Annotated in this window: 18 protein-coding genes; 15 read left to right on the forward strand and 3 right to left on the reverse strand. The window is 58.8% G+C overall.

What is annotated here, in order from left to right:
- Positions 1–23 precede the first annotated feature (23 nt).
- The 7 genes from nusA (at position 24) to AC3WS7_RS01705 (ending at position 9751) form a co-directional block, all read left to right on the forward strand.
- Positions 24–1520, forward strand: coding sequence for a transcription termination factor NusA (nusA, locus tag AC3WS7_RS01675; protein ID WP_296466074.1), 1497 nt, complete (start codon positions 24–26; stop codon positions 1518–1520).
- A gap of 24 nt (positions 1521–1544) precedes the next feature.
- The gene (gene infB / locus AC3WS7_RS01680) at positions 1545–4421 is read left to right on the forward strand and encodes a translation initiation factor IF-2 (RefSeq protein ID WP_492655155.1); all 2877 of its coding nucleotides are present in this window, start codon (positions 1545–1547) and stop codon (positions 4419–4421) included.
- Between the two features lie 12 nt (positions 4422–4433).
- Positions 4434–4805: a 30S ribosome-binding factor RbfA gene (rbfA, locus tag AC3WS7_RS01685; RefSeq protein WP_296466080.1), complete on the forward strand. Its 372-nt coding sequence runs from the start codon at positions 4434–4436 to the stop codon at positions 4803–4805.
- A 4-nt stretch (positions 4806–4809) separates the two neighbouring features.
- Positions 4810–5811 carry a tRNA pseudouridine(55) synthase TruB gene (gene truB / locus AC3WS7_RS01690; protein WP_492655156.1) on the forward strand — a complete coding sequence of 334 codons (1002 nt, stop codon included), beginning with the start codon at positions 4810–4812 and terminating at the stop codon, positions 5809–5811.
- 14 nt (positions 5812–5825) lie between these two features.
- Positions 5826–7649: a translational GTPase TypA gene (typA, locus tag AC3WS7_RS01695; protein ID WP_296466091.1), complete on the forward strand. Its 1824-nt coding sequence runs from the start codon at positions 5826–5828 to the stop codon at positions 7647–7649.
- Between the two features lie 120 nt (positions 7650–7769).
- Positions 7770–8642, forward strand: coding sequence for a DMT family transporter (locus AC3WS7_RS01700; protein WP_492655157.1), 873 nt, complete (start codon positions 7770–7772; stop codon positions 8640–8642).
- Positions 8639–9751 carry an enoyl-CoA hydratase/isomerase family protein gene (locus AC3WS7_RS01705; RefSeq protein WP_492655158.1) on the forward strand — a complete coding sequence of 371 codons (1113 nt, stop codon included), beginning with the start codon at positions 8639–8641 and terminating at the stop codon, positions 9749–9751. The genes AC3WS7_RS01700 and AC3WS7_RS01705 overlap by 4 nt, the downstream gene beginning before the upstream one ends.
- A 21-nt stretch (positions 9752–9772) precedes the next feature.
- On the opposite strand, the gene smpB is transcribed toward AC3WS7_RS01705, so the two are convergent.
- Entirely contained in the window at positions 9773–10246 is a 474-nt protein-coding gene (gene smpB / locus AC3WS7_RS01710; RefSeq protein WP_492655159.1) for an SsrA-binding protein SmpB, read from the reverse strand.
- 83 nt (positions 10247–10329) lie between these two features.
- On the opposite strand from smpB, the gene AC3WS7_RS01715 reads away from it, so the two are divergent.
- Both AC3WS7_RS01715 and AC3WS7_RS01720 read left to right on the forward strand, forming a co-directional pair.
- A complete protein-coding gene (locus tag AC3WS7_RS01715) occupies positions 10330–10773 on the forward strand; it encodes a type II toxin-antitoxin system RatA family toxin (RefSeq protein ID WP_492655160.1) in 444 nt (147 codons plus the stop codon).
- A complete protein-coding gene (locus tag AC3WS7_RS01720) occupies positions 10763–11110 on the forward strand; it encodes an RnfH family protein (RefSeq protein WP_296466104.1) in 348 nt (115 codons plus the stop codon). Before AC3WS7_RS01715 ends, AC3WS7_RS01720 begins: the two co-directional genes overlap by 11 nt.
- 18 nt (positions 11111–11128) lie before the next feature.
- Here AC3WS7_RS01720 and AC3WS7_RS01725 read toward each other — a convergent pair whose 3' ends face one another.
- Positions 11129–11650 (reverse strand): DUF4124 domain-containing protein, encoded by a 522-nt coding sequence (locus AC3WS7_RS01725; RefSeq protein ID WP_492655161.1) that lies wholly within the window; start codon positions 11648–11650, stop codon positions 11129–11131.
- 74 nt (positions 11651–11724) lie between these two features.
- On the opposite strand from AC3WS7_RS01725, the gene guaB reads away from it, so the two are divergent.
- From guaB to AC3WS7_RS01750, 5 genes are all read left to right on the forward strand, one after another.
- Positions 11725–13194: an IMP dehydrogenase gene (guaB, locus tag AC3WS7_RS01730; protein WP_296466114.1), complete on the forward strand. Its 1470-nt coding sequence runs from the start codon at positions 11725–11727 to the stop codon at positions 13192–13194.
- A 14-nt stretch (positions 13195–13208) separates the two neighbouring features.
- Complete coding sequence (guaA, locus tag AC3WS7_RS01735) at positions 13209–14855, forward strand: glutamine-hydrolyzing GMP synthase (protein ID WP_492655162.1); 1647 nt, start codon at positions 13209–13211, stop codon at positions 14853–14855.
- 119 nt (positions 14856–14974) lie between these two features.
- Positions 14975–16756 carry a putative bifunctional diguanylate cyclase/phosphodiesterase gene (locus AC3WS7_RS01740; protein ID WP_492655163.1) on the forward strand — a complete coding sequence of 594 codons (1782 nt, stop codon included), beginning with the start codon at positions 14975–14977 and terminating at the stop codon, positions 16754–16756.
- A 53-nt stretch (positions 16757–16809) separates the two neighbouring features.
- The gene (tadA, locus tag AC3WS7_RS01745) at positions 16810–17928 is read left to right on the forward strand and encodes a tRNA adenosine(34) deaminase TadA (protein WP_492655164.1); all 1119 of its coding nucleotides are present in this window, start codon (positions 16810–16812) and stop codon (positions 17926–17928) included.
- Positions 17929–17934: 6 nt separating this feature from the next.
- Entirely contained in the window at positions 17935–18861 is a 927-nt protein-coding gene (locus AC3WS7_RS01750; RefSeq protein WP_492655165.1) for an LD-carboxypeptidase, read from the forward strand.
- A 4-nt stretch (positions 18862–18865) separates the two neighbouring features.
- Here AC3WS7_RS01750 and AC3WS7_RS01755 read toward each other — a convergent pair whose 3' ends face one another.
- On the reverse strand, positions 18866–19153 hold the full coding sequence (locus tag AC3WS7_RS01755; protein ID WP_492655166.1) for a hypothetical protein: 288 nt from the start codon (positions 19151–19153) through the stop codon (positions 18866–18868).
- A gap of 373 nt (positions 19154–19526) precedes the next feature.
- Here AC3WS7_RS01755 and AC3WS7_RS01760 point away from each other — a divergent pair, with 373 nt between their 5' ends.
- Entirely contained in the window at positions 19527–20444 is a 918-nt protein-coding gene (locus AC3WS7_RS01760) for an adenylate/guanylate cyclase domain-containing protein (RefSeq protein WP_296466145.1), read from the forward strand.
- Positions 20445–20505: the final 61 nt, after the last annotated feature.

Raw genomic sequence — 20505 nt, forward strand, 5'->3', positions numbered from 1 at the left:
AGAGTGTTCAGGAGAGTCATGGCATGAATCGCGAACTGTTAATGCTGGTGGAAGCAATTTCCCGAGAGAAAAACGTGGAACGTGACGTGGTGTTGGGCGCTGTGGAAGCAGCCCTGGCCCAGGCCACCAAAAAGCTGTACCCCGGCGAAGTGGATATCCGCGTCGCGCTGGACCGTGACAGCGGCAACTACGAAACCTTCCGCCGCTGGCACGTGGTTCCCGATGAAGCCGGCCTGCAATTGCCTGACCAGGAAATCCTGCTGTTTGAAGCCAAAGAGCAGATCGCCGACATCGAAGTCGACGAGTACATCGAGGAACCCGTGGCCTCGGTGCCCATCGGCCGTATTGGTGCCATGGCGGCCAAGCAGGTCATTCTGCAAAAGATTCGTGATGCAGAGCGTGAGATGCTGCTCAACGACTTCATGTCGCGTGGCGAAAAAATCTTTGTCGGCACTGTCAAGCGCTTGGACAAGGGTGACATCATTGTGGAGAGCGGCCGCGTCGAAGGCCGTCTGCGCCGCAGCGAGATGATCCCCAAGGAAAACCTGCGCACCGGTGACCGCGTGCGTGCCATGATCATGGAAGTGGACCTGACGCTGCGTGGCGCCCCCATCCTGTTGTCGCGCTCGGCCCCGGAGTTCATGATCGAGTTGTTCCGCCAGGAAGTGCCTGAAATTGAACAAGGCCTGCTGGAGATCAAGTCCTGCGCCCGTGATGCCGGCTCCCGCGCCAAGATTGCTGTGCTCTCGCACGACAAGCGCGTGGACCCCATTGGCACCTGCGTGGGTGTTCGCGGGACCCGCGTCAACGGCGTGACCAACGAGCTCGCTGGCGAGCGCGTGGACATCGTGCTGTGGAGCGAAGACCCTGCCCAGTTCGTGATTGGCGCCCTGGCTCCGGCCAATGTGTCTTCCATTGTGGTGGACGAAGAGCGTCACGCCATGGATGTGGTGGTGGACGAGGAAAACCTGGCAATCGCGATTGGCCGTGGCGGTCAGAACGTGCGCCTGGCCTCCGAGCTGACCGGCTGGAAGATCAATATCATGGACGCGGCAGAAAGTGCCCAGAAGCAGGCCAACGAGACGGACTCGGGTCGCAAGCTGTTCATGGAAAAGCTGGATGTGGACGAGGAAATCGCCGACATCCTGATTGCAGAGGGTTTCACCAGCCTGGAAGAAGTGGCTTACGTGCCGCTGCAGGAAATGCTGGAAATCGAGAGCTTTGACGAAGACACGGTGCACGAGTTGCGCAACCGCGCCAAAGATGCCCTGTTGACCATGGAAATTGCCCATGAAGAAAGCGTCGAAGAAGTTTCGCAAGACCTGCGTGACCTCGAAGGCCTGACCCCCGAGCTGATCGGCAAACTGGCAGATGGTGGTGTGCACACCCTTGATGACCTGGCTGATCTTGCCGTTGACGAACTTACAGATATCACTGGCCAGTCTGCGGACGAAGCCAAGGCCCTGATCATGAAGGCGCGCGAACATTGGTTTACCAATGACGCCGCTTCTCAAGAGTAACGGTCATGAAAGGTTACACAGAATATGTCCAGTACGACCGTTGCCGAGTTTGCCAATGAACTCAAAAAATCCACCGATACATTGCTTGAACAACTGAGGGCTTCAGGCGTCCCCAAGGCCTCGGCCACGGACGTCCTGACCGATGGTGACAAACACAGCTTGTTGAACTACTTGCAAAACAGCCATGGCACTGCCAGTCCAGAGCGTAAAAAGATTACGCTGGTGAAGAAGCAGACCACCGAAATCAAGCAGGCCGATGCCACCGGCAAGGCCCGGACCATCCAGGTCGAAGTGCGCAAGAAACGTACGTTTGTGCGCCGCGATGATGGCGTGGATGTGCCGTCCGATGCGCCTGAGCTGGAGTCGGAAGTGCCTGAGTCTGCTGCGCCTGCGATTGACCACGCCGAGCTGACACGCCGCGAAGAAGAAGCCCGCCGTCAGGCGGAGCTGATCCGCCGCCAGGAAGAAGATCTGGCCGAAAAACGCCGTGTGCGTGAAGACGCCGAAAAGCGTGAGCGTGAAGCGGAAGAGCGTGCCGCCAATTACGCGGCCGCCGAAGCACTGAAAAAGAGCCAGTTGAGCGCGACCGAAGCGGAAGCCTCGGAAGAGGCGGCACAAGCGGCCGCAGCGCGTGCCGCGGCGCAAGTGGAGGCGCGCGAAACCGCCGCCGCCGAATCCAAGGTCCGTGCGGAAGAGGAATCTGCCCGCGCCGTGGACTTGGGTGACCGCCGCCGCAAGGCCGAGGCAGAAGCCGCGGCCATTCGCCTGATGATGTCGGCACCCAAGAAGGTGCTGGTGGCCAAGAAGCCAGAAGAGACCAAGCCCGCAGTGGATGCCAAGGCTGGCATGAAGGGCACCTTGCACAAGCCCGCTGCAGGCTCTACGGTTGCCAAGCCCGCCAAACCGGGTGCTGGTGCACCCGCTGGCAATGCAGGCGCAGGCGCCGGTAATAAAGAGGTCAAGTCCGCCAAGCTGTCCAGCAGCTGGGCTGGCGACCCTGCCAAGAAGAAGGAACTCAAGACCCGTGGCGACACCGGTGCTGGTGCTGGACGCTCCAGCAACTGGCGCAGTGGTCCGCGTGGCCGCCGTGGCAACGACCGTGACCGCGATGACCAGCACAGCCAGGCAGCGCCTGTAGAGGCACGCGTCATTGAAGTGCACGTGCCGGAAACCATCACCGTGGCCGAACTGGCCCACAAGATGGCCATCAAGGCATCTGAGGTGATCAAGTCGCTGATGAAGATGGGCCAGATGGTCACCATCAACCAGCCACTGGACCAGGACACCGCCATGATCGTGGTGGAAGAAATGGGCCACAAAGCGATTGTGGCTGCCCTGGATGATCCTGAGGCCTTTACCGACGACGATGTGCAAGGCCAGGAGGCCGTATCGCTGCCGCGCGCGCCTGTGGTGACCGTGATGGGCCACGTGGACCACGGCAAGACCTCGCTGCTGGACTACATCCGCCGGGCCAAAGTGGCGGCTGGTGAAGCCGGTGGCATTACCCAGCACATTGGTGCCTACCACGTGGAAACTCCGCGTGGCATGGTGTCCTTCCTGGACACCCCGGGTCACGAGGCGTTCACCGCCATGCGTGCCCGCGGTGCGCAGGCGACCGACATCGTGATTTTGGTGGTGGCGGCAGACGACGGCGTGATGCCCCAGACCAAGGAAGCCATCAAGCACGCGAAGGCGGCTGGGGTTCCACTGGTGGTGGCCATTACCAAGTCCGACAAGCCCGATGCCAACCCCGAGCGCGTGAAGCAAGAGCTGGTGGTGGAAGAGGTGGTGCCGGAAGAGTACGGTGGAGATTCTCCTTTCGTGCCGGTGTCCTCCAAAACAGGCATGGGTATTGACGCCCTGCTGGAGCAAGTGTTGCTGCAAGCCGAAGTGCTGGAACTCAAGGCCCCGGTGGACGCCATGGCCAAGGGTCTGGTCATCGAAGCCAAGCTGGACAAGGGCCGCGGCCCGGTGGCCACGGTCCTGGTGCAGTCCGGTACCTTGAAAGCAGGTGACGTGGTGCTGGCGGGACAGACCTATGGACGCGTGCGCGCCATGCTGGACGAGAACGGCCAGAAGATCGAAACCGCGGGTCCTTCCATCCCGGTGGAAATCCAGGGCTTGACCGAAGTTCCCCAGGCCGGTGATGAGTTCATGGTGATGTCGGACGAGCGCCGTGCCCGTGAAATCGCCACCTACCGTGCTGGCAAGTTCCGCAACACCAAGCTGGCCAAACAACAAGCCGCCAAGCTGGAGAATATGTTCTCCGACATCGGTGCGGGCGACGTCAAGATGTTGCCCATCATCGTCAAGGCTGACGTGCAAGGTTCGCAAGAAGCGCTGGCGCAGTCGCTGCTCAAGCTGTCGACCGACGAAGTCAAAGTGCAAATGGTGTACTCCGCCGTGGGTGGTATCAGTGAATCTGACATCAACCTGGCCATCGCCTCCAAGGCCATCGTGATCGGCTTCAACACCCGTGCCGACTCCGGTGCGCGCAAGTTGGCCGAAGGCAACGGCGTTGACATTCGTTACTACAACATCATTTACGACGCCGTGGATGAGTTGAAGGCGGCGATGTCCGGCATGCTGGCGCCCGAGAAACGCGAAGAGATCATCGGTATGGCCGAAATCCGCACCGTGTTCGTGGCGTCCAAGATTGGTACGGTCGCCGGTTGTATGGTCACTGCAGGTTTCGTCAACCGCAACGCGCATTTCCGCTTGTTGCGCGACAACGTGGTGATTTATACCGGCGAACTGGATTCGTTGAAGCGCATGAAAGACGATGTGCGCGAAGTCAAGGAAGGCTTCGAGTGCGGTATCAAGCTCAAGAACTACAACGACATCAAGGAAGGTGATCAGCTGGAGTTCTTCGAGGTCAAGGAAATCGCCCGTACGCTGTAAGCGAAAGAGTCCATGGTGCGCAAAAAATCTTCCACCCCCAACCGCAGCTTTCAGGTGGCCGACCAGATCCAGAGGGATCTGGCCGAGCTGATCGCGCGCGAGCTGAAAGACCCGCGGGTGGGCATGGTGACGATCCAGGGCGTCGAGGTGACGCCGGACTACGCCCACGCCAAGGTGTTTTTCAGCCTGCTGGTGGGTGATCCGGTGGAAACGGCCGAAGGCCTGAATCAGGCGGCGGGCTTTTTGCGTGCCGGTCTGTTCAAGCGTCTGCACATCCATACCGTGCCTACCTTGCACTTCATCTTTGACCAGACCACCGAGCGTGCGGCCGATATGAATGCGCTGATTGCGCGTGCCGTGTCTTCCCGCGCAAAAGAGGACTGACACGATGAACGCGCCACGTGCACGGGTTGCAAGGCGCCCCGTGCATGGGGTGCTCTTGCTGGATAAACCGATTGGCTTGTCCAGCAACCAGGCTTTGCAAAAAGCCAAATGGCTGCTGCGGGCGGAGAAGGCGGGCCATACCGGCACGCTGGACCCGCTGGCTACGGGTGTCTTGCCGCTGTGTTTTGGCGCGGCGACCAAGTTCAGCCAGATGCACCTGGACGCCGACAAGGCCTATGAAACAGTGGTGCGCCTGGGTGTGAAGACCAGCACGGCGGATGCAGAGGGTGAGGTGATCAGCGAGCGCCCTGTGTCGGTGACGCCCGCGCAGCTGGAGGCGGTGGTACAGCAGTTCACCGGGCCGATTGCCCAAGTGCCCCCCATGCACAGCGCCTTGAAGAAGGACGGTAAGGCCCTGTATGAATACGCCAGGGCCGGGGTTGAAGTGGAGCGCGAAGCGCGCCATGTGACGATTTATGCATTAAAAGTGGTGCAAGCCCTCGTGGATGCTGCGCAACCAGCTATCAAATTGATAGTGGACTGCAGCAAGGGGACTTACATCCGCACGCTGGGCGAAGATATTGGCGAAGCCCTCGGTTGTGGTGCCCATCTCAGCGCCCTGCGGCGTATCCGTACGGGTGGGTTCAGCGAGGGCCAGTGCATCACGCTGGATGCGCTGGAGGCCATGAGCGAGGCCGAGCGGCTGGCCTGCTTGTTGCCAGTGGATGCGCTGCTGCCAGAGCATGTGCCTGTCACACTGGACAGCGAAAATGCGGCACGTTTTTTGAGTGGAATGCGCAGGCGCGGCCCCTGGCCCGATGCGGAGCATGTAGCGGTGTATGCGGCAAGCCCCAAGGCGTTGCTGGGTACGGCGCGCGTGTTGGCGGGTGAGTTGATTCCGGTGCGCTTGCTGAGCCCGCTGGAAATCGGTGAATCGCAGGCCCAGCAAGTGGCCTTGGAACAGAGTTTGAAACGCGTTAATGAAACCTTGGCCCTTGGGGCGTAAGCAGAAAGTGAACCATGAGTAAACAAATCCGAAATATCGCCATCATTGCCCACGTGGACCATGGCAAGACCACCATGGTGGACCAGCTGCTGCGCCAGTCTGGCACCTTTGCCGAACACGAAAAAGTGGTCGACACCGTGATGGACAACAACGCGATTGAAAAAGAGCGTGGCATCACGATTCTGGCCAAGAACTGCGCCGTGAGCTGGGAAGGTACCCACATCAACATCGTCGACACCCCCGGACACGCGGACTTCGGCGGCGAAGTGGAGCGCGCCTTGTCCATGGTGGACGGCGTGGTGTTGCTGATTGACGCCCAGGAAGGCCCCATGCCCCAGACCCGCTTCGTGACCAAAAAGGCCTTGGCCTTGGGTCTGAAGCCGATTCTGGTGGTGAACAAAGTGGACAAGCCCGGTGCGCGTCCCCAGCACGTGGTGAACGCGGCTTTCGACCTGTTCGACAAGCTGGGCGCGACTGACGAGCAACTGGATTTCCCCGTGGTGTACGCCTCGGGTATCAATGGCTGGACTTCGCTGGAAGAGGGCGCGCCTGGTGAGCAGTGGGGCCCCGACATGTCGGCCCTGTTCAACACTGTGCTCAAGCATGTGCCTTCGCAAAAGGGTGATCCTGCCGCACCGCTGCAACTGCAAATTTCTGCGCTCGACTTCTCCACGTTTGTGGGCCGCATCGGCGTGGGCCGTATCAGCCAAGGCACCATCAAGCCCAACATGGACGTGGTGGTCATGGAAGGTCCGGACGGAAAATCCGTCAAGGGTCGTATCAACCAGGTGTTGACATTCCAGGGTCTGGACCGCGTACAGACACTCGAAGCCGGTCCTGGCGAAATTGTGCTGATCAACGGTATTGCCGACGTCGGTATCGGCGTGACGGTGACCGACCCCCTGAACCCCGCACCGCTGCCCATGCTGAAGGTGGACGAGCCCACGCTGACCATGAACTTCTGCGTGAACACCAGCCCGCTGGCTGGCCGCGAAGGCAAGTATGTGACCAGCCGCCAGATCTGGGACCGTCTGCAAAAGGAACTGCAACACAACGTGGCGCTGCGCGTCAACGAGACCGACGAAGAAGGTATCTTCGAAGTGCTGGGCCGTGGTGAATTGCACTTGACCATCCTGCTGGAAAACATGCGCCGCGAAGGCTATGAGATGGCGGTGTCCAAGCCCCGCGTGATGTTCCGCGAGATCAACGGCGAGAAGCACGAACCTATCGAGCTCGTCACCGCTGACGTGGAAGAGCAGCACCAAGGCGGCGTGATGCAAGCCCTGGGCGAGCGCAAGGGCGAGCTGGTGAACATGGAGCCGGACGGCCGTGGCCGTGTGCGCCTGGAGTACCGCATTCCTGCCCGTGGTCTGATTGGTTTCTCCAACGAATTCCTGAACTTGACCCGTGGTTCTGGCTTGATTTCGAACATCTTTGACAGCTACGAGCCGCACAAGGGTGACATCGGTGGCCGCAAGAACGGCGTCCTGATCTCCATGGATGCCGGTGAAATCTTCACCTACGCCCTGGGCAAGCTGGACGACCGTGGCCGTATGTTCGTGAAGCCTAACGATCCCGTGTACGAAGGCATGATTGTGGGTATCCACAGCCGTGACAACGATCTGGTGGTGAACGCCACCCGTACCAAGCAGCTGACCAACTTCCGCGTGTCCGGCAAGGAAGACGCGATCAAGATCACGCCCCCGATTGAATTGACGCTGGAATACGGTGTGGAATTCATTGAGGACGACGAGCTGGTCGAAATCACGCCCAAGTCGGTGCGTCTGCGCAAGCGCCACCTGTCTGAAAGCGACCGCAAGCGCGCAGGTCGCTCTTGATCGGCTAGCCCCCGTGGCGGCTTTGCCGCCGTCCCCTGTGAGGGGCGAGACCGCGGACCGGCATAGTCGGGGCCGCGGTTTTTTTGATTCGCAAATACGCATACCGATGAAGCTTTGTGCATGAAACTCACCCACACACGGGCCGTGTTTTTGATGGTGGCGGTGACCCTGATGTGGTCCACCGCTGGCGTCATCACACGCCATCTGGAATTCGCACGTAGCTTTGAAGTCACCTTCTGGCGGGCGTTCTTCACGGTGCTCAGCTTGATGGTGATCCTGCCATTCGTGCGCGGGCGCGATGTGTTTTACAAAATCCGCCACGCGGGCCTGCCGTTCTGGTTGTCTGGCCTGTGCTGGAGCGTGATGTTCACCGCCTTCATGGTGGCGCTCACGCTCACCAGCGTGGGCAATGTGCTGGTCACCATGTCCCTGGGGCCGCTGCTCACTGCGCTGATTGCACGCATCTTCATTGGCCACCGGGTGCCGCTGCGTACCTGGGTTGCCATCGTGGTGGCCGGGGCGGGCATCGTTTACATGTATGCGTCCCAGCTGGACTCGGTCACCTTGCTGGGCACCCTGGTGGCCTTGTGCGTACCGATTGCCGGCGCCACCAACTGGACCGTGACCCAGCATTCGCACGACCAAGGTCACGATGTGGACCTGATGCCCGCGGTCTGGGTCGGTGCCGTCATCTCTACCGTGGTGACGCTGCCACTGGCCTTCCCATTGCAGGCCAGTGCGCACGACGTCGCCTTGCTGGGTTTTCTGGGCGTGTTCCAGCTGGCAGTGCCCTGTGTGCTCAGCGTGCGCTGCGCCCAGATTCTCAAGGCCCCGGAAATTTCCCTGTTGCAGCTGCTGGAAGTGATCTTTGGCATTCTGCTGGCCTGGCTGGGCGCAAACGAAGTACCCAGCAGCGCAGTGCTGTGGGGTGGGGCGCTGGTGATTGGCGCCCTGGTGGTGAACGAAGTGATTGGATGGAGAGAACGCACATGACCCCGATGGCCCCTAACGACGATGTGATCACCGAAATCCGCGGCCAAGTGGGCCTGATCACCCTGAACCGTGCCAAGGCGCTCAATGCCCTGAGCCTGGGCATGGTGCGCAGCCTGACGGCCACGCTGCAGGCCTGGAAAAACGATGCGGCAGTGAAGGCGGTGGCGATCCGCGGCAGCACCAAGACGGGGGTGTTTGGTGGTTTTTGCGCCGGTGGGGATATCCGCTTCTTCCACCAGGCGGCGCTGGCCGGTAACCCCGCGCTGGAAGACTTCTTCACCGAAGAATACGCGCTCAACCACCTGATCCACCACTACCCCAAGCCCTACATCGCCTTCATGGATGGCATCGTCATGGGCGGTGGCATGGGGATCAGTCAAGGGGCGTCGCACCGCTTGGTGACGGAACACACCAAGATGGCGATGCCGGAAACGAACATTGGCCTGTTTCCCGACGTCGGCGGGGGGTATTTCCTCAGTCGCTGCCCGGGCCGTACGGGTGAATGGCTGGCACTGACGGGGGATGTGATCGATGGCCCCACGGCGGTGGCTCTGGGCCTGGCTGACCAGTGGGTCGAATCTGCCCGCTTGCCAGAGGCCTGGGAGGCATTGACGGCCCCAGATTGGACGGAAAAAGCCCCACTGGATGCCTGGATTGCTATGTTTTCAGGAGCTGCTCGTGCAGATTCCATGCGGGCTAGAGGCCAAATTGACCACTATTTTGGGCTGGAGACCGTAGCCGCCATCGTGCAAGCGCTGGAAGCCGACGGCAGCGATTGGGCGCAACAGACGGCCGCTACTTTGCGCAAACGTTCGCCGCTGATGCTGCATGTGGTGCTGGAGCAGGTGCGCCGGGCACGCGGTATGACACTGGCTGAGGATTTGCGCATGGAGCGCGACATGGTGCGCCATTGTTTCTATACCCAGCATCTGGGCCGCTCTGGTGCGGCCAGCGAGACGGTAGAGGGCATCCGCGCCTTGGCGGTGGACAAGGACCACGCACCGCGTTGGAACCCGGCGTGCATCGAAGAGGTGACGACCGACATGGTGGCGCCGTTCTTCGCCAGCCCGTGGCCGACCCAAGCACACCCCCTGCGCGGGCTGGTCTAAGCAGCGCAGCGCGGGGACGGACTAACGGTTTCTGTCTTTCATCGCGCGCTCTACCTCGCGCTTGCCTTCGCGGTCCTTGATGGTGTCGCGCTTGTCGTGTTCGGCCTTGCCTTTGGCCAGGGCGATGTCACATTTCACCTTGCCGCTTTTCCAGTGCAGGTTGATGGGTACCAGGGTGTAGCCCTTTTGCTCCACCTTGCCAATCAGGCGTTTGATTTCCTCCTTGTGCATCAGCAGCTTTTTGGTGCGCACCTTGTCCGGGCTCACATGGCTGGATGCTGTGTGCAGCGGGTTGATTTGCAGGCCGATGATGAACAACTCGCCGTTGCGAATCACCACATAGCCATCGGTGAGTTGCACTTTGCCTTCGCGCAGGGATTTGACCTCCCACCCCTCCAGCACCAGGCCCGCCTCAAAGCGCTCCTCGAAAAAGTAATTGAACGCGGCCTTTTTGTTATCGGCGATGCGGGAAGCGGTTTCGGGTTTTTTGGCCATTGCACTCAGGTGGGGATGACAGACAGGATTGAAAGGGAAGACGCTGTTGGGCTTGTCTACAATCCCGCGCAGACCACCATTCTATGAAAACTGTTCACAAGTCCGTTCTGATCTGGTACAGCCCGCAAGAGATGTATGCCCTGGTGACCGATGTGGCCCAGTATCCGCAGTTTCTGCCGTGGTGTGACCATGCCCGAATTTTGGAACACGACGCCCAGGGAATGACCGCAGAGGTGGGCATTTCGTTCAGTGGTATCCGCCAAACCTTCACCACCCGCAATAGCCACACCCAGCCCAGCCAGGTGGGGATGCAGTTGGTGAAGGGACCGTTCTCCAAGCTCGATGGTGTGTGGAGCTTCCATCCGCTGGGCGATGGCTCGCAGCGTGCGTGCAAGGTCGAGCTGGTGCTGAACTACGGGTTTGACAATGCCACGCTGGGCAAGTTGGTCGGGCCCGTGTTCGACAAAATTGCGGCCAGCTTGGTAGACGCGTTTGTCAAACGTGCGCAACAAGTCTATGGCGACTGAAGTCACGTTTGCCGTGACGGTGGTGTTGGCCGCGGGCCCCCGGCAGGTACAGATCCGCCATCTGCAAGTACCGCCTGGCTGCACAGCAGCCAGGGCCGTGCAGCAAAGCGGTTTGCTCTTGCCACTGCCAGAGTCCGATATTGCGCATCTGACTTTGGGGGTGTGGGGGCGCAAGGCCAGCGGCCAGCAACTGTTGCGGCCTGATGACAGGGTGGAGCTCTACCGCGCGCTCCAGGTCGACCCCAAAGTCGCACGCCGGGAGCGGTTTGCCAAACAAGGCGCTAAATCTGCTGGTCTGTTTGCCAAGCGCCGTGCAGGGGCCAAGGCTGGGTATTAACCGCTTCGGCGTTGTTGCTTATTTGCAATCGGCGTTGATGATGCCCTGGATGCGTTGGGCTTCCGCTGCGCGTGCGCTGTCGTCCATGACTTCCCGCTCACCGGCCGCGTTGGTGCGAGACACACGGACGCCGGAATCAAATGCCGCTTTGGCCTGTTTGGCACGGGCGCAATTTTCTGCCTTGGCCTTCGCCACACGCTCTTCTTCCGCCTTGCGTTTCGCAGCTTCGGTATCCGCGGCCTGCTTCTTTTTGGCTTCCAGCTCCTTGTCAACACCAGAACCATGGGCGGCGCTGCTGGACAAGGCCGGTGCGGGGGCTGTTGTTTGTGGTGCCGAGGCCTCTGCGCTCACGGCGGGTACCGACGGCGTCGACCGTTGTCCACTGGGGCGTTTCAAAATATTTTTTTCCGGGATATCTGATCCTGGTGCGCGGTCACTGAAGACCTTGCGTCCATCCTTGTCCACCCACTGCCATTGGGCCCAGGTGCCTGTGACGGAGAGGGCCAAAATGGCGGCCAAGAATGCATGCGACGGTTTCATGCCTACAAGTGTAGCGCGCGGGATGGGGCAAGACCAAATTGACACGGGTACAATCCGATTTTTGGAGCTTTGACATGCGCCTTCTCGGCAAAGCGCTCACCTTCGACGATGTGTTGTTGGTGCCAGCGTTCTCCCAAGTCCTTCCCAAGGACACCAGCCTCGCCACCCGTTTCTCCCGCAACATCGCCTTGAACTTGCCGCTGGTCTCAGCGGCCATGGACACAGTGACTGAAGCCCGCTTGGCTATCGCCATTGCGCAAGAGGGCGGCATGGGGATTGTTCATAAAAACCTGACCGCTGCGGAGCAAGCTGCGCATGTGTCCAAGGTCAAACGCTACGAGTCCGGCCTGCTGCGCGACCCTGTGGTCATCACGCCCGACACCACGGTGCGGCAGGTGATTGCGCTGTCAGAACAGCTCGGCGTGTCCGGCTTCCCGGTGTGCGACGGCGGCAAAGTGGTCGGCATTGTGACTGGGCGTGACTTGCGCTTTGAAACCCGTTACGACCAGGCCGTACGCGAAATCATGACGCCCCGTGAGCGCCTGATCACCGTGCCAGATGGCACCACGCCAGAGGCCGCCAAGGCCTTGCTGAATAAACACAAGCTGGAACGCCTGCTCGTGGTCAACGAAGCCTTTGAACTCAAGGGCCTGATCACTGTCAAAGACATTACCAAGCAACTCAACTTTCCCAATGCTGCGCGCGACGCCACAGGCCGTTTGCGTGTTGGTGCTGCCGTTGGCGTGGGTGAGGGCACCGAGGCGCGCGTGGAAGCGCTGGTGGCCGCGGGTGTGGACGCCATCGTGGTGGACACGGCACACGGCCACAGCAAGGGTGTGATCGACCGCGTACGTTGGGTCAAGCAAAACTTTCCCCAAGTGGACGTGGTAGGCGGCAACATCGCCACCGGTGCTGCGGCACTGGCTTTGGTTGAAGCGGGTGCCGATGCGGTCAAGGTCGGCATTGGCCCCGGCTCCATCTGCACCACACGCATTGTTGCGGGCGTGGGCGTTCCGCAGATCATGGCGGTGGACAGCGTGGCCACTGCCTTGCGCGGCACTGGTGTTCCATTGATTGCCGACGGCGGCATTCGCTACAGCGGTGACATTGCCAAGGCCATTGCGGCGGGCGCTGGCACTGTGATGATGGGCGGTATGTTTGCCGGCACCGAAGAGGCACCAGGCGAAGTCATTCTGTACCAGGGGCGCAGCTACAAGAGCTACCGCGGCATGGGCAGCATTGGCGCCATGCAGCAGGGCAGCGCGGACCGCTACTTCCAGGAATCCAGCACGGGCAACCCCAATGCTGACAAGCTGGTGCCTGAGGGCATTGAAGGCCGTGTGCCCTACAAGGGGTCCATGGTGGCCATCGTGTTCCAGATGGCAGGCGGTATTCGCGCCAGCATGGGCTACTGTGGCTGTGCCACGATCGAGGACATGCAAAACAAGGCCGAGTTTGTGGAGATCACCACGGCGGGCATCCGTGAAAGCCACGTCCATGACGTGCAAATCACCAAAGAAGCCCCCAACTACCGCGCGGATTGACCGGACCCTTGCCCATGCACCAGAAAATTCTCATTCTTGACTTCGGTTCTCAAGTCACCCAACTGATTGCACGCCGCGTGCGCGAAGCCCATGTGTTTTGCGAAGTACATCCCTGCGATGTCAGCAATGAATGGATTCGTGCTTACGCTGCAGACGGCCAGCTCAAAGGGGTGATTCTGTCTGGCAGCCATGCCAGCGTCTACGAAGAGGCGACGGACAAGGCGCCCCAAGCGGTGTTTGAACTGGGTATCCCGGTGCTGGGTATCTGCTACGGCATGCAAACGATGGCGCAGCAGCTCGGTGGCAAGGTAGAGGCTGGCCATACCCGTGAGTTTGGTTCTGCCCAGATTCGTGCCCATGGCCACACCGAATTGCTCAAGGGCATCCAGGATGTTGTCAACGAGCAAGGCCATGGCTTACTGGACGTCTGGATGAGCCACGGTGACAAGGTCACCGAGCTTCCTCCTGGCTTTAAGCTCATGGCCAGCAACGCCGCCTGCCCAATTGCAGGCATGGCGGATGAATCCCGCAAGTTCTATGCGGTGCAGTTTCACCCCGAAGTAACCCACACGGTCAAAGGCCAGGCCATTCTGGAACGCTTTGTGCTCGGTATCTGTGGTACGCGTGCCGACTGGATCATGGGTGACTACATTGCCGAAGCCGTGGAACGCATTCGTGCCCAGGTAGGAAATGAGGAGGTGATTCTGGGCTTGTCCGGTGGTGTGGACTCTTCCGTGGCCGCCGCGCTGATTCATCGCGCCATTGGGGATCAGTTGACCTGCGTGTTTGTAGACCATGGCTTGTTGCGCCTGAACGAAGGCGACATGGTGATGGACATGTTTGTGGGCCAACTGCATGCCAAAGTGATCCGGGTGGATGCTTCTGCCCAATTCCTGGGGCACTTGAGCGGGGTGAGCGAACCCGAAGCCAAGCGCAAGATCATTGGCCGCGAGTTTGTGGAAGTCTTCAAGGCGGAAGCCGCCAAGCTGACGGCTTCGGGTGCCTCCAAGGCTGGCGCCAAGTGGCTGGCCCAAGGCACCATTTACCCCGACGTGATCGAGTCCGGCGGCGCCAAGACCAAAAAGGCCGTCACCATCAAGAGCCACCACAACGTGGGCGGCTTGCCTGAGCAATTGGGCCTCAAGTTGCTGGAGCCTTTGCGCGAGTTGTTCAAGGACGAGGTACGTGAATTGGGTGTGGCCTTGGGCCTGCCAGCCGACATGGTGTACCGCCATCCTTTCCCCGGCCCCGGCCTGGGCGTGCGCATCCTGGGTGAAGTCAAAAAAGAATACGCGGACCTGCTGCGCCGGGCCGACGCCATTTTTATTGAAGAATTGCGCAAGACGCCGTACCAGGGTGGCAACGCGCTGGGCTCTAATCCACGCCATGCCCCCAAGACTTGGTACGACGCCGTGTCACAGGCATTTACCGTATTTTTGCCCGTGAAGAGTGTGGGCGTGATGGGCGATGGTCGCACCTATGATTACGTGGTGGCCTTGCGTGCAGTGCAGACCAGTGACTTCATGACCGCTGATTGGGCCGAGTTGCCATACAGCCTGCTGAAAACGGTGTCTGGCCGGATCATTAATGAGGTTCGCGGTATCAACCGCGTAACCTACGACGTCAGTAGCAAGCCACCGGCCACCATAGAGTGGGAGTAGCGGATGGCCTAAGGGAAATCCCGAGAGCCATGGAGTTTTCCGCAGATTCCTCATAAAAAGTTTATGCAGCGCCCTTCGGGGCGCTGACTTTTTGTGCAAGCTTGGTGCACAATGTTTTTATGAATACCGAGAATCTGATGGGCCGCCACACAGACTCCGACACGCTGCATTTTTTGGAAGATGAGGCCGTGAGTGGATCTGCCAAGGAGCTTGTCTGGCGCTTGTTGGTGGTAGATGACGAGCCGGATGTTCATCGCGCGACAACCTTTGCCTTGGCTGGCGTGCGGATTCTGGGGCGAGCGCTGCAGTTTTTGCATGCCTATTCTGCAAGCGAAGCCACCCAAATCCTGAATACCGAGCGCGATGTGGCTGTGGTCTTGCTCGATGTCGTGATGGAGCGAGAGGATGCCGGTTTGGCACTGGTCAAGACTATTCGCCAGGACTTGCACCTCAATGAGCTGCGAATCATCTTGCGTACCGGTCAACCCGGCTATGCGCCAGAGATCGAAACCATCCATGATTTCGATATCAACGATTACAAAACCAAATCAGAACTGACACGCACCAAGCTCTATGCCACAGTGACTGCGGCATTGCGGGCCTATGAACAGATTCGCAAGCTGGACGAGCTGGCCTTTTATGACCGCCTGTCTTGTTTGCCCAACCGCAACAAGTTCATTGACTTGAGCGAAGAGCGGCTCAAGAGCCAGTCGGCGGCTGACGATGTCATTGCCATTCTGGATATTGACGACTTTTCCGAAATCAACGATGCCCTGGGCCACCAGCAAGGTGACCGTCTACTGCAGTCGGTTGCGGATCGGCTCAAAGCAGAGTTGGGCAGTGAGGTCATCCTGGCCCGCATTGGCAGTGATACCTTTGGTTTGATGGGCGCGCAGTCGGTGGTCAATCCCTTGCGGGTTTTGGCCATGTTTCGGGAGCCTTTCCAGGTGCAGGATGACTCCATGGTGGTGACCGCCACCATGGGATTGACCAAGCTGCTGTCGGAGGGTGTTTCTGGGCGCGATGCGCTCAAGGATGCCAACATCGCCCTGAAGCGTGCAAAAAAGAGCCGCCGCGGCAGTTTTGTCATGTTCTCCAGCGAGATGGGATCAGACATTCGTGAGCGCGTCCGTTTGCTGCAAAGCCTGCGCAGCGCTGTGGAGAGCGAGCGCCTGTTCATCGTCTACCAGCCGCAGATCAACCTTAACAGCGGCAAAGTGGTGGGCATGGAGGCGTTGATCCGTTGGCGCAATGAGGATGGAACCTTTGTGCCCCCTGATCGCTTTATTCCCCTTGCTGAAGCTTCTGGAATGATCGTTGCCATTGGCGACTGGGTGTTGCGCATGTCTTGCCATGAGCTGGTGCGGCTGCAAGCGCTGGGGCTGACGGACTTGCGGATGTCGGTCAACGTGTCACAAATCCAGTTCCGGCACCCCGAGTTTTTGGAAAAACTCAATGCAGCACTGCTGGATACGGGTATACGACCTAGCTGTCTGGAGTTGGAAATCACGGAATCGGTAGCCATGGAGGATGCCGACTTCATGTTGGAAACCCTGAATTTGGTGCGTGAATTGGGTATCTCCATTGCCATTGACGACTTCGGCACTGGCTATTCATCACTCAGCCAGTTGCGCCAGTTACCCATCGATCGCCTCAAGATTGACCGTGCATTTGTGTCTGAATTGCAAAAAGATATGTGTGGGGGGCACATTGCTTCCATGGTGATTGAGCTGGGCCGCAATCTCAATTTGACGGTCATTGCGGAAGGCATCGAAGAGGAGGCACAGGCCCAAGCCCTGCGCGACTTGGGTTGTCATGAGGGGCAGGGTTATTTGTATGCCAAGCCCATGACTCCTCCACTTTTGAAAGACTGGCTGGTGTCGAGGGGCAGTATCTCCTGAATTTCGCTCCTGCCAATGGGCCGACATACCCTCATGCAGGCTAGGATCTGAGGATGACACAAGACACAGGCTTTATGCGCTTGGCGTTGGCACAGGCCCAAGCTGCCCACGAAGCAGGGGAAATTCCGGTAGGGGCCGTTGTTGTGAAAGACGGGCGGGTGCTGGGCGTAGGTCGCAATATGCCGATTGGCACGCACGACCCTTCCGCGCATGCCGAGATCATCGCTTTGCGCGCAGCCGCGCGGGTGCTGGGCAACTACCGAATGGAGGGGTGTGAGCTCTACGTTACGTTGGAGCCTTGCGCCATGTGTGCTGGCGCCTTGTTGCATGCACGCCTCAAGCGGGTGATTTATGGCGCCACAGACCCTAAAACAGGGGCCGCGGGATCGGTACTGAATCTTTTCGCCTACCAACAACTCAACCATCACACCCAAGTTTCAGCCGGCGTGTTAGCCGACGAATGCTCCAACACCCTGCGCACATTTTTTCAACTTCGGCGCCAAGCACACGCTTCACAAGCACAAACACTGATGGAGGACGCGCTGCGGACACCGCAATCCGTGTTTGTGGGAATGCAGGACTATCCCTTTGTCTCCCATTTCTTCCGCGATGCTGAAAATTTGCATGGCTGGCGCATGCATTACCTGGACGAGGGACCCGTCGATGCTATGCACACCGTGCTTTGCTTGCACGATGTGCCGGGATGGAGCTATCGATTTAGGGCGCTGATTCCTGCATTAAGTGCCAAGGGAATTCGTGTCCTCGCCCCAGACCTGATTGGCTTTGGCATCAGTGACAAGCCGAAGAAGGTGGTGGCGCACACGCCATACCTGCATTTGCACAGCTTACAGCGCCTCCTGATGTCATTGGGTGCTCCCAAAGTGCTGGTCTTGGCAGAGGGCAAGGCAATTCACCTGGCCCAGATGCTGGTGGAAAGCAAGGTCGTACGCGTGGTAGATGTGCTTCAGATCCCGCCTGACCCCCATGTCGCATCGGATGCGCGTCCTTATCCGGATAAGGGCTACCAAGCAGCCTGGAGGGCCGCGGCCGGACTTGTTCAGCAACTGGAGCAAGCATCCCGCGACGGGGACTGGAATCTTGATGTAAACGTGCTTGACGGGAGTCCAGACACGATGGCTGAGCAGATTGAGGCCATCTGTTGCAACGGATAATCACCCATGGCGAAAAAACACGTTTACATTTATTCCCCCTCGGGGGCAGTGCGCGACAAGGCTGCATTCAGACGCGGCGTGAAGCGCCTTGGCGCTCTGGGCTACGACGTTGAATTGGATGCGGATGTACTAAGCAGCCATATGCGTTTTGCGGGCGATGACGACACCCGATTGGCTGCCATTCACCGCGCGGCGGCAAGTGGGGCCGATATCGCCATGATCTCCCGGGGTGGCTACGGACTTACGCGCATTGTGGATGGTATTCGCTACAAAGCGATTGCGAAGGCGATCGAGCGAGGCACCCAGTTCGTAGGCATTAGTGACTTCACTGCTTTCCAACTGGCCGTGCTTGCCAAAACGGGCGCGGTTACTTGGGCTGGCCCGGCTTTGTGCGAGGGTTTTGGCGTGGGCGGAGCACCCGATCTGCAGCCTGATGACATCATGGAAGATTGTTTCCATGACATGGCAGGAGGGCAGGGTGAGGGCACTGGATGGCGTCAAAACCAGGCTTGGGCCGGAACCTCTCCGTTGAGCATTCACCACGCAACAGTGTGGGGTGGGAATCTCAGTGTGCTGGTCTCGATGGTGGGAACGCCCTACCTTCCCATCATCAAGGGCGGCATTTTATTTCTGGAAGATGTTGGGGAGCATCCTTACCAGATTGAACGCATGTTGACCCAACTCCTGCATGCAGGCGTTCTGGCAAGTCAGAAGGCTGTCGTGTTGGGACAGTTCACCGGTTTCAAATTGAGCCCACACGATAAAGGTTTCAAACTCAACACCGTGGTCGCGTGGCTTCAGGCACAACTGAAAGTACCGGTCTTGACCAACTTGCCCTATGGGCACGTTCAGACCAAGGTGCTATTGCCGGTAGGAAGAGCTGCGGATTTGGCTGCTGAAGGCAGGGATGTCATGTTGGTCTGGGGCCACTAAGTGATTAGTGCCCCAGAGGGCTGGGACGCGCGCTGAGTCCACTGGGCAGCAAACCTTTGAACATCGCACTGATATCGGCCAACTGCTGCCTTGCGCTTACTTCACCATTCAGTGCAGCTACCGCGGCCATGACGTCTCCCCGCAGGTACCAGAGATCTTGCACGTCTTCGGCATACGTTACGCGTAATTGAACTATCGGGTAGGTTTGGGCGCCATTGTCCCCAAGGATGTCCAGCATCGCGTGCCGGATGTCGTTGAGTGTGGGGGCATTCAAAAGCTTGGGTTTAGCCATGCTGCTGCCTTTTAGCAGGCTGTTCATAAGATTCGAGGGGGTCCAACGCATATCTGTTTATTCTCAAGTGACTCGCCGTGCACCATAAGCAAACCTGATGCCATGGGCAATAGGGGCTGATACCGGCTTTGCGAGATATACAACACTGCGCATGGAAGAAGACTCCCTCTAAAGTATTGCGAACATGACTATGTGCCTGTTGGCTGGAACGCTATCAACGCGAAGGGTAGACTTTAAAGATCTGGGTAAACAGTGAATAAGCTATGCATTGCAGAGCTATTTCTTTTTGCTGCACTGGTGTGATTTCACGCACTCTATTTCCGGCTGTATGCCCTAAACTCAGAGTTCTATACAAGAGCAGGATCAATTGGGAATGGGTGTTCAAGCGACCGTAGTTTTCACCGACTTGCACGGCAGCACTGCGGTGTTTGAAACGTTGGGGAATGCGCGCGCCACCGAATCCGTTACCCAAATCACGACCTGGATCACTGAGCAATGTGAACGACATGGTGGACGCCTCGTCAAGACACTGGGCGATGGCGTAATGGTCGTGTTCTTCAACCCCGGGCAGGCCGTTGCTGCGGCGGTCGATATCCAAAGATTGCACCACAAGAAGCGTATGCGCCCGCAGTCTGACTCGCGATTACCGATTCGTATCGGATTGGCATCGGGCGAGGTGGAGATGGTTGCAGACGACTGTTATGGGGATGCCGTGAATGTGGCATCCCGTTTGTGTGATTTGTGCGGCCCACACCAAATCTGGGCCAGTGCCAGCACTTTGGAAACAGTCCAAGAGATACGCGGCAGCAATTTTCGAATGTTGGGCCCCATCCATATTCGCGGACGGGCTGAGCCCTGCAATGTGTTTCAGATTGAGTGGCGGGAGGAAGAACCCTCAGACTTCCTGACGATGCAGGCCCAACTCAGCCCATCAGATTTGCTTAGCTTGGGGGATGCGTTGGGTCGGGAAGTTGTATTGCAGTGGATGGATACCGTGAAAAGTTTCAAGTCCTTTGAATTGCCTATCCACATTGGTCGCGTGAAAACTGTGGAATTTGTTGTCAACGACCCCAGAGTTTCACGCACACATGCACGTTTGGAATGGCGAAATGGTTGCGTGATGTTGGTGGACGTGAGTAGCTACGGAAGCTGGGTGCGTTTCTCCGAAGCTGGCGGCGCAAACATGCTGCTGCGCAGAGAAGAGTGTGTGTTGCACGGCAAGGGTGAATTGGCCCTGGGCGCATCTTTTGCAGATCCGACCGTTCCAACCGTGGCATTTACGATTCGCTAATGAAGGGGTTTATGTTTGGCATCATAACTTTACATAATATACATCGTATAAAGTACAGATG

It is taken from the genome of Rhodoferax sp. EU05-FHT12H12, from assembly GCF_058791215.1.

Coding starts and splice junctions, on each gene's coding strand:
- nusA (WP_296466074.1), top strand. CDS start 24: ATGAATCGCGAACTGTTAATGCTGGTGGAAGCAATTTCCCGAGAGAAA.
- infB (WP_492655155.1), top strand. CDS start 1,545: ATGTCCAGTACGACCGTTGCCGAGTTTGCCAATGAACTCAAAAAATCC.
- rbfA (WP_296466080.1), top strand. CDS start 4,434: ATGGTGCGCAAAAAATCTTCCACCCCCAACCGCAGCTTTCAGGTGGCC.
- truB (WP_492655156.1), top strand. CDS start 4,810: ATGAACGCGCCACGTGCACGGGTTGCAAGGCGCCCCGTGCATGGGGTG.
- typA (WP_296466091.1), top strand. CDS start 5,826: ATGAGTAAACAAATCCGAAATATCGCCATCATTGCCCACGTGGACCAT.
- AC3WS7_RS01700 (WP_492655157.1), top strand. CDS start 7,770: ATGAAACTCACCCACACACGGGCCGTGTTTTTGATGGTGGCGGTGACC.
- AC3WS7_RS01705 (WP_492655158.1), top strand. CDS start 8,639: ATGACCCCGATGGCCCCTAACGACGATGTGATCACCGAAATCCGCGGC.
- smpB (WP_492655159.1), bottom strand. CDS start 10,246: ATGGCCAAAAAACCCGAAACCGCTTCCCGCATCGCCGATAACAAAAAG.
- AC3WS7_RS01715 (WP_492655160.1), top strand. CDS start 10,330: ATGAAAACTGTTCACAAGTCCGTTCTGATCTGGTACAGCCCGCAAGAG.
- AC3WS7_RS01720 (WP_296466104.1), top strand. CDS start 10,763: ATGGCGACTGAAGTCACGTTTGCCGTGACGGTGGTGTTGGCCGCGGGC.
- AC3WS7_RS01725 (WP_492655161.1), bottom strand. CDS start 11,650: ATGAAACCGTCGCATGCATTCTTGGCCGCCATTTTGGCCCTCTCCGTC.
- guaB (WP_296466114.1), top strand. CDS start 11,725: ATGCGCCTTCTCGGCAAAGCGCTCACCTTCGACGATGTGTTGTTGGTG.
- guaA (WP_492655162.1), top strand. CDS start 13,209: ATGCACCAGAAAATTCTCATTCTTGACTTCGGTTCTCAAGTCACCCAA.
- AC3WS7_RS01740 (WP_492655163.1), top strand. CDS start 14,975: ATGAATACCGAGAATCTGATGGGCCGCCACACAGACTCCGACACGCTG.
- tadA (WP_492655164.1), top strand. CDS start 16,810: ATGACACAAGACACAGGCTTTATGCGCTTGGCGTTGGCACAGGCCCAA.
- AC3WS7_RS01750 (WP_492655165.1), top strand. CDS start 17,935: ATGGCGAAAAAACACGTTTACATTTATTCCCCCTCGGGGGCAGTGCGC.
- AC3WS7_RS01755 (WP_492655166.1), bottom strand. CDS start 19,153: ATGGCTAAACCCAAGCTTTTGAATGCCCCCACACTCAACGACATCCGG.
- AC3WS7_RS01760 (WP_296466145.1), top strand. CDS start 19,527: ATGGGTGTTCAAGCGACCGTAGTTTTCACCGACTTGCACGGCAGCACT.